Here is a 12,094-nt window from a genome sequence, read left to right as displayed (position 1 = left end):
CATGAAAATTTTAGGAATCGTTGGTTCAGTATTTGGATCAAAAACACGGATTGCTTTAGAAAACATTACGTTTAGTCAAGATGTTGACTATGAAATTATTGATCTGGCAACTTTGGATATTATGTTTGCTGATGGTCGAGATTATCGTGATTATGAAGGGGATACAAAAACCTTAGTTGAAAAGATATTGGATGCTGATGCGCTCATTATTGGTACCCCCGTGTTCCAAGCATCAATTCCTGGCGCTTTAAAAAATGTTTTTGATTTATTACCGATTGATTCAATTAAAGATAAGGTTGTTGGTATTGTTGCTACAGCGGGATCAGCAAGACATTATCTTGTACCAGAATATCATCTAAAGCCTATTCTTGCATATATGAAAGTTGCTTTGTTAGATAAATATGTATTTATTGATTCACGAGATTTCTTAAAAGAAGCAATTATTGAAGACGACGTTCATTTTAGATTACGAAATCTAGCAAGACAGGTCGAGAATAGAGTGACTCAAATTAAAAAAGAATACGAAGAACGTTATGATTTTTAGCGTTAAAAAGACACGAACCTTATTGATAAGTTCGTGTCTTTCTTATTTGCTCATTATTTTTTTAGCATCTTCTAACTCACTATTTTTTTATGATTTCAAATTGAGCAAACAAGTGTTTCTTCCTGCATATACAAATCTTCTTTTTTCACCATATATACAAGTATATTTTACGCTTACTTTACGTTTAGGTATAGCCTTTTGCTCAATTTAAGACGTTTTTTCTTGATTATCTTTTAACAAGTCGAACCATATGTTTCAACAACTCTTGATTATCATTAAGCAAAGCTCCAAGATGAATACTTGACCCTAAAAATGCAAGACTTGAGAAAATAGTTAAGACTAAACCAAGCGGTTGTGCAACTTTGAAAATAAAAACTAACAACAACAGCCATTCAATCAAATGCACAACAATTATAGAGTGGGTTTGTTTTTCAACATACTTCATCCCATATAACACAAGAACGATTAAAATCCCCAATAATGTCTGAGAAAATCTGCGTTCAATAATATCATAGGACAAGCTATCGATACTTTGATCAATCGTTGAATTAACCATTTGTCCCACATCTAATTCTTTCATGCCTAATTGCGATATTATCGTATTTTCATCAATCGCTTCTGGAACACTTACACCTAGATAGGATAGTGGTTTAGAAATTTTTTCAGGCACTTTTAACACAATATAGCCGTCTTGGTTGGGTGTGAAATCAATCGTATATGAAATATGAAGGTCTTCCTTTAGACTGTCAATAATTTTTTGGCCAGTAAAGAAAAAGAGACTTAATACAATAACAAGCACTGCACTGACTTTCACACCTGTTTTGATGAAATTATCGGCCTGATCTTTCAATGTTTCTTTTGTAATGACAAATTTTCCGTCACGATATAAACTATAAATAATGAGTGAAAACAATACTAATTCAATCAATAAGTACCATCGCAATCCGTTTGAAAAACTGTTTGGAATACTCGCTGATACATTTTGCGTTATATACAGAAAATTATGGGCTCTTAACCACAACGAAATAATAATTATCATTGTAATAAATACCGTTAGTAGTGATGTATCATGCTTAATCGTGTATCTTTTCAAGAAAAATATCGCAGTTTGGAAAACAATGAAAACCAAAGCAAAATAGGCTGCATCAAAGGTGATGACTGGCTTAAATACATTGTGGATAAAAACAGAAATATTTAAAATATTCAAGCTTTTCAAATAGGCCAAGAGTATGTTTCCAATATAGGGAATTGTACTAAACATTGTGCTAATATAACGATTAAATATCTTAGGGCTAATGTTTGAAATATAAACAACAAAAATGACAGAACTGACCAAACCCAGTAACCAAAATAAATTAAACAAATTATTCACTAGCTTAAATTTGCTTCCTTTTCCATTTGTCATGCTAAATCCTCCTCTTGTGAACTTCGTATATTTATATTATACATTTATTCACGTTGAGTCGGTACAAAAAAGATATAAGTTTAATTTAACTTATATCTCTTTCTTTTGCTAAAGTTTTAGAAACATTGCGTTAATGGCAACAATAACTGTACTAAGTGACATGAGGATTGCACCGATGGCTGGACTTAAAATAAATCCTACACCAGCCAATATTCCGGCTGCTAATGGAATTGCTAAGAAATTATATCCTGCTCCCCAAATTAAATTTTCTTTCATTTTTCGATTTGTGTTTTTTGACAACTTTAAGAAATTTAAAATATCATTCGGATCACTTTTAACTAAAATTACATCAGCAGCATCAATGGCTACATCTGTTCCTGCTCCAATAGCAATCCCAATGTCTGCTCTTACTAGACTTGGTGCATCATTCACACCATCACCTACCATCATGACCGTATTCCCTTTATTTTGATAATCAAGAACAATTCTCTCTTTGTCTTCTGGTAATAGTTGGGCATGAACATGGTCAATCTTTAATTGTCGGGCGACTGCTTTTGCGGCATTTTCATTATCCCCCGTCAACATCACCGGTGTAATTCCTAGACTTTGAAGTGTTTGGACCATTGCTTGGGATGTTTTTTTAATTTCATCACCTTGAGCAATAACTCCTATATCCATTTCATCATATAATAGATAGCTAACCGAATAACCTTTTGATGTTAACTCATTAAATAACGATTGATCATACGATATATTATTTTTATCAAGATAAGCAGCACTGGTTATTTTAACTTGTTTGTCATTGTAGAGTCCTTGTAATCCAACACCAGCAATGGTTTGAACATCACTAACTACTTTTAAGTCTACAGACTCTTGTTCCGCTTTTTCCATGATGCCTTTTGCTAAGGGATGCGATGAATGTTGTTCCAAGGAAGCAAAGAGTTCTAACATCTCATGATCTGAGACTTCTTCATGATTTGATTGATAATGCATGACTTTAAAATTTCCTTCAGTTAAGGTTCCTGTTTTATCCATCATGACCATATCTACATGATCCGCAAGTTCAATGGCTTCTCTTTTCTTAATTAAGAGTCCGTTTTGTGCAGCAAGCGATGTAGAGCGAGCCGTAACAAGTGGAATTGCCAAACCTAAGGCATGAGGACACGCAATAACCAATACGGTCACCATTCGTTCAATACCAACATTAATATTTTGAGTGATTCCCCAAATTAATAGGGCGATAAGGCTCACAACAACTGCAACATAAAATAACCATTTCGCTACACGATCTGCCATTGATTCTGCCTTTGATTTGTCATTTGAAGCTGTTTCAACAAGATGCATAACTTGTGCTAAATAACCTGAAGACCCAGATCCTGTAACCTTCACTTGGATGGTTCCAAATCCATTAACCGAACCACCAATGACTGAATCATTAACTTTTTTCTTGACTGCTAAAGATTCTCCAGTAATCATGGCTTCATTAACATTTGTTTCTCCATGGATAATCAAACCATCCACTGGCATATTCTCCCCAGCTTTCACTAAAACAATATCGTCTTTTTTAATTTTAGATAAGGGTATAACTTGAGTGCTTCCATCTTCTTTGATGAGTGTTGCATCACTTGGTAAAAGAGCGGCCATTTTTTCTAATGCATTCCCCGCACTTGAAACAGCATCCATTTCAATCCAGTGACCCAATAACATAATTAAGATTAAGCTCGCAAGTTCCCAAAAGAAATCCATAACCTGATGATTTTTGTAAATAAATGTATTCATGCCAAAGGCATACATACTATAGATATAAGATACAGAAATTCCTAACGAAATTAATGTCATCATCGCTGGACTTCGATCGCTCAATTCATCTTTTGCACCGTTTAAAAAAGGTGCACCACCGTAGAAAAAAAGAATTGTTGATAAGATCATCACAACCCAGGTACTCCCATTAAATTCAAACTGGAAGGGTAGTTTTATCCCCATCATTGGTGCTAGAAAGAGTATCGGAATTCCTAAAACAAGTGATCTAAAAAATATCGTTTTAAAGTCACCGTGATGACTGTGATCATGACCTCCATGTGTTTCATGTCCTTCATGATTGTTGTGTTCGTGGTGTTCGTGGTGTTCGTGGTGTTCGTGGTGTTCGTGGTGTTTGTTTTCCATTCGTATCACTCCTTTATTTATAGTTTACACTTGTAAACGACCTATGTCAAGTTTATGCCTTGACACAAGCTGTTTACGGACGTAAACTATAGATAAGAGGTGGTTAGAAATGGATGAGATAATTCAAGCGTCTCCTGCAGAATGGGAAGCTTTAAGAGTTGTTTGGAGCCTTAAACAAGCCAGCAGTAAAGAAATTTCTGATATATTACTTGAGTCTCAAGGCTGGAAAAATGCGACAACAAAGACACTGTTAGGACGACTTGTAAAAAAAGGATACTTACAAACAGAGAAAGATGGCAATCGTTTCATTTATTCAGCAACTGTTTCAGAGCAAGCTGGAGCAAATAAACGAGCCGATGATCTATTTTCATCGATTTGTAGTAAAGCGGTCGGAACGACATTAGTTGAAATCATCAAATCTAAGGATTTATCGTTTGCTGATCGTGATTTGATTTTACAAGCTCTTGAAGTAAAAGACTTTGTTGAAACAGTATCATGTGATTGTGTTGCTCATGATTGTGAAACATGTTCTCACAATTGAAATAAGACTTTAAGGTGTTGATGAAAAATATTCATCAACACCTTTTATTTTTGAGTATAAAAACCCTCTTGATTGTATATAATTCTATAATTTAAAGCTGCTTAAATATATTCTTTGCCGTTATGGCTTACTTTTTAGATACTTTTCCCTGACAAGTAATCTACAATGTTTCTATTTCTATCACTCGATGAACCTTTTGCATAACATAGTCATCGTGCGATACAATCACAACTGTTTTACCTTCTTTATTAAGTTCAATTAATAGATTCATAACATTCTCTTTGTTTATGTCATCAAGGCTTCCTGTTGGCTCATCGCATAAAATTATATTAGAATTTTTAACCAATAAACGAGCGATTGCAATCCGTTGTTGTTCTCCCCCTGAACAGTGGTATATTTTCTTTTTTTCAAAACCACTCAATCCCACTCTAGCAAGGGCGGATTCAATTGTATAGTGACTTTCTTTTGTCCTAGCCAACTTCAAATTATATTCAACACTTTTATGATCAATAAGCGCAAAGTTTTGGAATAAGTAACCAACATCATTCTTTAATACTTTAGTCGCGTTTCGACTGTATGGCTTCGGACTTTCAATTCCATTCAAGTAATAAGCACCCGTATCGTAGCTATCTAACAAACCTAAAATATTTAATAAAGTACTTTTCCCTGATCCTGAAGCACCACTAATGCAAATTAATTCTCCTTCATCAATTACTAAATTAATATCTTCTAAAACTTTTTTAACACCAAAACTCTTTGAAAGATTTTCTAAATAAATCAGACTCATTGGTAATCTCCTCCTTTTATTATTTCCGATACTGATTTTTTTTCAAATTTCTTCATATCATAAATTATCAAAAACAAATCTAAGGACACCAGTGCTATTAGTAACCAATAAAGTTGAGTAAAGTCCATCTCGATATTATAGTCTACACGGTAACGATTATATAATTGCGAAACACCAATGCCAACTGAAACTAAACTTGGGACAAGGATTGAAAATATCAAAGGATAATAACGCTTGATTCGAGATTCCCCCATGATATATTGAACAGTCAATTTTTTCTTTAGATTGTTAATCATCATGCGGTTGATTAATTTACTAATTACGACATTTAAAATAATAACTACAGCAAACAATGACATGATTAGTATTTGATCATTGATATAATGCGTCTGAAAAAACTGATTTTTCGCATCATTATTACTGACCATCACCAATCCTATTTCACTTGATATTTTCTTAATAATCTCATATAAATTTTCATTTGAAGTTTGGTTATAGTAAACATCAAACTCTCTATAGTCAAAATTAATCTTTGGATCATTTAAGACATGTATCATCTTGGGATAGGAAGAATCAACTAATAGACTTGCTTTTTCGGATCTCAATTGTGGTGCATTTTCAATACCAATTTTTTGAGTCGTTATGTATTCTAGATTTTCCTTTTTGACGAAATTTTCGGGTACCAGTAAAACATCTTCGTGAAAATCATTCGTATCAAGCAAGTTTCCATTCGTATCTCTTAATTGATAAGGTTTAATAAATTCCTTATTAACATAGACAACATCATTTCTATACTCATCATCAGGATATTCAATCACATCACTCATGATAGCCAGATTATACTGCTCAATAATCGACATGTAGATTGAGTTTACATTCAAGTCCCATGAAGCATCTTTGGGATGGTTAAAAGGAAAGACTGGTTGAACGATCTCATTCAACAATGTTCTGTTCATTGTTTGAGGATCAAGGGATCGTGCAATTCTATGTTGGTTAAAATCTTGCATTTCTTCAAATTTTGTCGTGATTGGAACCATTAAAATGAGAATCATACTCATCTTAATGATCATTGCTAAAAAAACAAAAAAATTCGTTGTTGCTTTAGTCTTTAAATATTTAACAGATTTGAACACATTAAATATAATAAAAATACCAAAATAGACTACAAATATCCACAAACTAAAAATGATGTTCGCTTGAACAATTAATTTAAAAAACTCCATTTTTAAGGGATCAAACCCTCCCATTAGTATTACCCAAAGAACAATGGAAGTTAAAATAAAAGAACCGACAATTAGAAGATAATCAGTAAGAGTCGTTGAAAAATAAATCTTAAAAAAGTTATTTCCATTTAATTGTCGAACCATAATTTCTTTTGATTTTTCAAAACTTGTATACAGAATAATAATCACTAATAACATTGTTGAAACTATGAACATTTTCTTGGGCATCGAACCTAGACTATTATAACTACCAAATATATTCAATGTCTCATTTTGATAGGTATCAAGCAAATTACTAAATTCATAAACATCTTCACACTTGACCCCACCGCAGAATTCATAGGGATTTAATATTTCTGTAAAAATAATAGTTTCGATTGTCTCAAGGGATGATTGACTAAAATAACTCACGTTAAACTGAGTCTTGATTGTATTAATTTCATCACCATGTAGATAATGAATTGGATATGTTCGACTATCTTCCTCTAATTTGTTCCTTGAATTATAAGTAAAACTTCTAGGCAACCTTAGCATTCTAGTCGCATTCGCATCGTTCGAGTTTACGTTTTCAGTTACGTACTTTGTTTCATTCTTATTGTTAAATTGAATATCATTGATATCTTTATCAAAAAAGACCGAATTATAACCACTATTATCACTTATATTCGTAAATGATCGACCAACTGGCTCACCATATTTATCGAATCGTGTAGAATGGATAGCAATTTCATCTCCGTACTTTTCAGCAACAGATACCAAATTATCAAAAAATTCTTGTGGATTGTCAAGATAATGAGTTGAGCCTGAAAAATTGAGCCCATTAATTTCTTTCTCTATAATCCGACCATAAGCAACATCACTACTAAAAATATTGTAATGAACGTTAAAATAATCCAATAAACTATTAAACGAAATCATCGCAACCAATATAGCAAAAACAACACTATATTTTTTCATGGTTTATCCCCCTCTTAAACTCTGAGTTATCAGTATTGAATCAAATTTATTATTTTATATGTCCATGTTAAGTTATAATATTTTATCAGTTTTTCATCATATCTTTATGACCCAATAATTCTAGAAACTATTTAAAGGAATTATTGATCTAATCTTTTTTCATTATTTGATGCTCATTTTCTAGAAAATGTTGATTTTTACTTTATGCATCCAGATTTAAATGAAAAAGCGATTATATTAATTGGGTGTTCTAAAAAGACATTCTTTACTCTATTTATGTTTTTGTTAATATTTAATTAGATGTTATCATTGTATTTAACATTAGTCAATTTTTCATTAATCATCATGTCTAATGGTGTTGTTGTTTAATTAATTGACTGATTTTCTTAATTACGGACATTTTATTGTATTACCTCATTCCACCTTCAATTGTTTTTATTTTTATAAATTGATAAGAAGTCTGAACTCACCTTCCACTTTTTTTTAAACCCTTCGTTAGTATTTATATGAACTTAGAATGTTTATAGAATCAAAAGAATCAATAAAAAACTATCACCAACTTGATTGTGATAGTCTTTGGATTATATAGTGATGGACTTGTGCCCTACGGTAAACCCGTTAAAACTCAAATTTAAAACAGGTCTCTAACCCAACTTGACTTGTAGCTGTTAGGTCAATATCATGTCTCAATGCAATTTGTTTAGCGATCGCTAAGCCTATCCCATTTCCATAGCGATTGGACTCGCTCTCTTTTTTATAAAATCGGCTAAAAATATTCGGAAGTTCGTCTTCACTGATTCCTGGACCATAGTCTTTAATTAGAAGACAGTTTTGCTTTAAATAAATATCAATCACGCCTTGTTTTGGAGAAAACTTGATTGCATTGTCTAAAACAATTAATATCATCTGCCTTAACCGGGAGTAATCACCAACAAATGGTGTAATATCTTGATCAAAATGAGCATTCACACTGATGCCTTTTTCAGAATGAAGGGGTCGTGTTGAGCGGATGACATCTTCAACAAGTTGATTTAAGTTTATTTTCTCTTTATTCAAAGCGAAATCGGTGCTATTCAACTTAGAAAAATCTAAGAGGTCATTCATTAGATTTTGTAGATGTATCATTTCGTTCATCATTGTTTCTTTAGATTCTTCTTGGCCTTGTAACATGAGGGTTTCTAAAGTCCCTTTCATAATTGTGACAGGCGTTCTTAATTCATGAGAGATATCTGCAAAGAATTCATTTCTTAAATGATCAAATCTTGCTCGTTCTTGTTGTGCTTGATCTAACTGTCGAGATAATTCATCAATCGAAAGTGCTAAGTCACCAATTTCATCATTTTGATAAACATTGGTTTTGACTGTGTAATCACCCTCTGCGATGGCTTTTGATGTCTCTTTCATTTTATATAAAGGTTTAACAAAACGTTTTGATAATAGATACGCTAGAAGAATTGATAAACAAAGAGCCATTACAATATAAATAATTAAAACATGGTAACCATGTTGCACCACTGCATCAATTCCTGCCAAGGGAGCATGCAAAAGTACCGCTCCAATAATTCGTTGTCCTTCAAAAATTGGTACACCTACAGATACTGAATCTGCATTCAATACCTTACTAAACCCTTCACTTTGAACATTTTTTCCTGTTAATGCTAAATCGATCATTTCTTTAGCATCGAATGGTAATGCTTCAAAATCCATGCTTGAATTTCTGTGACTTCGACCAATTGATTTCATGTTTTTATCCACAATCCAAACTTCACCAATTGTTGTTGCTTCCAATGATTCGAGATAAGTCGATAAATTTTTATTTCGCATCATATGACCTTGGCGGTGGCTGTTGGTTTTTGATTCATCCACACCATAAGCACTCACTGATTGTGCAATGGTTTGAGCTCTTTGTTCTAAATCAATGATTGCTTGATCTAACGTTGACTGTTTAAACATCGCTGAAAATGTAAACCCAATCACAAGTGCAAAGACTAACAACGTGATTGCAAAATAAGTAATTAGCTTTCGCGATATTTTACTGTTCATGGTTGAGTTCCTCAAATTTATAGCCAACACCCCAGACTGTTGTAATAGCCCATCTGCTATTATCTGTGTTGGGTAATTTTGCTCGTAATCGTTTGATATGAGCATCAACCGTCCGAGAGTCTCCATAATAATCAAATCCCCAAACCTGATCCAATAATTGATCTCGGGTAAACACTTGATTTTTTGACTTGGCGAGTGTCCATAAGATTTCAAATTCAATTTTAGTCAAAGGAATACTTTGATTGTTTATGCTAACTTCATAATTCGCTAATTTAATATTGAGGTTATCGAATTGTAGACTGTCTGTTGCTTGTTCTTTATCGATCCGTCTTAAAATTGCTTTTATTCGAGCAACGACTTCTTGCAGTACAAAAGGCTTTACAATATAGTCATCAGCACCTATATCCAGGCCTAGGATTTTATCATGGTCTTCGCCTTTGGCCGTGATCATGATAATCGGAACATTTGACCAGGTTCTAATTGTTTTACAGACTTCAAATCCATCAATTCCTGGCATCATCACATCAAGTAAAATGATGTCATAGGTATGTTTTTTAGCTAAGTCTAAAGCGGTTGTACCATTATTTGCTTCATCAACCTTAAAACTATTTTCGATTAAATAATGAGCTAACATATCTCTTATTTTATCATTATCATCTACGAGTAAAACGTTTGTCATTGATATCACCTTTTCTACCGCTATACTACCATACAATCTTTCTGTTTGGTTAACTTATAACAAAATGTCATCATTTCGTCATAATTGCTTGTTATAGTTTCAATAGGAGGAAAACAATATGAAAAAAATTAAAATTTTAGGGATTGCTTCCCTTTTGACTGTTCTTTTATTTTCACAATCAAATAAGGTCTTTGCATCAACAAAAAATAGTGTCATTGAAACAAAAAGTGATCGTCGATTTGATTATGATAATGATGAGTATTGGGAAAACCATATGAAAAACAAAGACAATTATAGCGATAAAGATTGGCAAGATCATCATAAAAACATGAGAAATAGCCATCGAACCTCAACAAATAGAAGACATTGTCATTAAGGAAAGTTATGAAAAAATATCTAGTCGTGGCCTTACTTGCCGGATTAATACTTACCTTATTTGCTGTGAATAAAACAAACAAACAAGATAACATTGCTGCTTTTTTAGAAAACTTAAACATTCAGTACAGCTCTAATGAAGCTTTAATAAAATATTTGGAATATGATAACAAGACAGATGATTCTTTACAAGCACAAATATACCCAGATAAGCTTATATTAAGTGATCAAAAAACCGAAGTAGAAACTTCTCTTAAAGATTCTCAATTCTACTTATCATTTGCTCCATTTATCAATGAAACCCATCCCTGTACTTTCCATGTCCCCACAGGATGTCAGGGCGAAATGCCAAACCAACAATTCTTTGTTACAATTCGCAATTTAAAAACAAATGAATTAATTTACAATGATCTTGTGACAACGGCAGATAACGGGTTTGCTGGCCTTTGGTTACCACGAAATATTGAAGCATCAATCGAAGTCATGGCATCTGGCTTATCAAGTAAGCAGACGATTTCAACATATAATGATGATCCAACCTGCCTCACAACTTTAAACTTAATTTAAAAAAAGCTAGATTTTATCTAGCTTTTTATATAAATATTTTAATTGCATTATAACAGTTTATAAAGAAGACAATAATTAGAACTAGATTAAAGATCTTCTTGATACTTTCGTTGCTTAATTTACCACTTATTTTAGCACCCAAAATGCCACCAAATAACGCTGCAGGAATGATAAACAAGATCATCTTTAAATCCATACCTATATATGATTGGCTTATCACAATCATTCCCAATTTCGATAATTGCGAAAAGAATATCGTAATGATAGAGTAAACTGTTGCTTCTCTTATTCCGACACCAAAGCATGCCATTAAGATTGCGACATTTAACGGTCCACCACCAATGCCTAGTAAACTCGCGAGTAATCCTAAACATAATCCAACGAATATTTTTGATATAGAAGACGTAAAGCCAAAATTGATCGATTCGTTTTGGGTCAAGTAATATGAAATAATCAAGGTAATGATTGTGAGCGTAATTTGAACTAAACTCACATAGGCTTCATTACTTATACTCACCATTAACAAGTCAAAGATACCTTGACCTAGGAGTCCACCAATAAATGAACCAAACGAATTAAGCAATGCAAAATTCCAATCAATGTCAACTTTATTTTTCATTTGACGCATTGTTGATGATATTGACATCAAAAACACGGCAACACTTGAATAAAGTGAAATCTCCGCAACGGAATGAAACCTAAATAAATCAAGGATTGGTTTAATGATAGAGCCTCCACCAAGTCCTGAAATTGAACCAATAACATTCGCAGCGATGATGATTAACACATAAATTAATGCGACCATTTTAA

Annotated in this window: 11 protein-coding genes; 4 read left to right on the top strand and 7 right to left on the bottom strand. The window is 32.8% G+C overall.

The features are described 5' to 3' along the window. The first annotated feature begins 1 nt into the window (after nucleotide 1). A complete protein-coding gene (locus tag GVV10_RS01570) occupies nucleotides 2-544 on the top strand; it encodes an NADPH-dependent FMN reductase (RefSeq protein ID WP_159518863.1) in 543 nt (180 codons plus the stop codon). 226 nt (nucleotides 545-770) lie between these two features. On the opposite strand, the gene GVV10_RS01565 is transcribed toward GVV10_RS01570, so the two are convergent. Next, the gene (locus tag GVV10_RS01565; RefSeq protein ID WP_159518861.1) at nucleotides 771-1,949 is read right to left on the bottom strand and encodes a hypothetical protein; all 1,179 of its coding nucleotides are present in this window, start codon (nucleotides 1,947-1,949) and stop codon (nucleotides 771-773) included. 108 nt (nucleotides 1,950-2,057) lie between these two features. Further along, a complete protein-coding gene (locus GVV10_RS01560; RefSeq protein WP_159518859.1) occupies nucleotides 2,058-4,112 on the bottom strand; it encodes a heavy metal translocating P-type ATPase in 2,055 nt (684 codons plus the stop codon). 109 nt (nucleotides 4,113-4,221) lie between these two features. Between GVV10_RS01560 and GVV10_RS01555 the strand changes: the two genes are divergently transcribed. Continuing rightward, complete coding sequence (locus GVV10_RS01555) at nucleotides 4,222-4,653, top strand: CopY/TcrY family copper transport repressor (protein ID WP_159518857.1); 432 nt, start codon at nucleotides 4,222-4,224, stop codon at nucleotides 4,651-4,653. A 160-nt stretch (nucleotides 4,654-4,813) separates the two neighbouring features. Here GVV10_RS01555 and GVV10_RS01550 read toward each other — a convergent pair whose 3' ends face one another. The 4 genes from GVV10_RS01550 to GVV10_RS01535 form a co-directional block, all read right to left on the bottom strand. Continuing rightward, nucleotides 4,814-5,440 (bottom strand): ATP-binding cassette domain-containing protein, encoded by a 627-nt coding sequence (locus tag GVV10_RS01550; RefSeq protein WP_159518855.1) that lies wholly within the window; start codon nucleotides 5,438-5,440, stop codon nucleotides 4,814-4,816. Next, nucleotides 5,437-7,620, bottom strand: coding sequence for a hypothetical protein (locus tag GVV10_RS01545; RefSeq protein ID WP_159518853.1), 2,184 nt, complete (start codon nucleotides 7,618-7,620; stop codon nucleotides 5,437-5,439). The genes GVV10_RS01550 and GVV10_RS01545 overlap by 4 nt, the downstream gene beginning before the upstream one ends. Before the next feature lie 618 nt (nucleotides 7,621-8,238). Next, nucleotides 8,239-9,663 (bottom strand): HAMP domain-containing sensor histidine kinase, encoded by a 1,425-nt coding sequence (locus GVV10_RS01540; protein WP_159518850.1) that lies wholly within the window; start codon nucleotides 9,661-9,663, stop codon nucleotides 8,239-8,241. Next, the gene (locus GVV10_RS01535) at nucleotides 9,653-10,342 is read right to left on the bottom strand and encodes a response regulator transcription factor (protein WP_159518848.1); all 690 of its coding nucleotides are present in this window, start codon (nucleotides 10,340-10,342) and stop codon (nucleotides 9,653-9,655) included. The genes GVV10_RS01540 and GVV10_RS01535 overlap by 11 nt, the downstream gene beginning before the upstream one ends. A 118-nt stretch (nucleotides 10,343-10,460) precedes the next feature. Between GVV10_RS01535 and GVV10_RS01530 the strand changes: the two genes are divergently transcribed. Further along, nucleotides 10,461-10,718, top strand: coding sequence for a hypothetical protein (locus GVV10_RS01530; RefSeq protein WP_159518846.1), 258 nt, complete (start codon nucleotides 10,461-10,463; stop codon nucleotides 10,716-10,718). 8 nt (nucleotides 10,719-10,726) lie between these two features. Next, nucleotides 10,727-11,284, top strand: coding sequence for a CueP family metal-binding protein (locus GVV10_RS01525; RefSeq protein ID WP_159518844.1), 558 nt, complete (start codon nucleotides 10,727-10,729; stop codon nucleotides 11,282-11,284). Between the two features lie 25 nt (nucleotides 11,285-11,309). On the opposite strand, the gene GVV10_RS01520 is transcribed toward GVV10_RS01525, so the two are convergent. Beyond that, nucleotides 11,310-12,089, bottom strand: coding sequence for a sulfite exporter TauE/SafE family protein (locus tag GVV10_RS01520; RefSeq protein ID WP_159518843.1), 780 nt, complete (start codon nucleotides 12,087-12,089; stop codon nucleotides 11,310-11,312). Nucleotides 12,090-12,094 lie beyond the last annotated feature (5 nt).

The sequence above is a fragment of the Erysipelothrix urinaevulpis genome (assembly GCF_009828835.1).
In the GTDB taxonomy this organism is placed as follows: Bacteria; Bacillota_I; Bacilli_A; order Erysipelotrichales; family Erysipelotrichaceae; genus Erysipelothrix; species Erysipelothrix urinaevulpis.
Note: the sequence above shows the minus strand (reverse complement) of the source record. Positions and strands in the feature narration are given on the sequence as shown.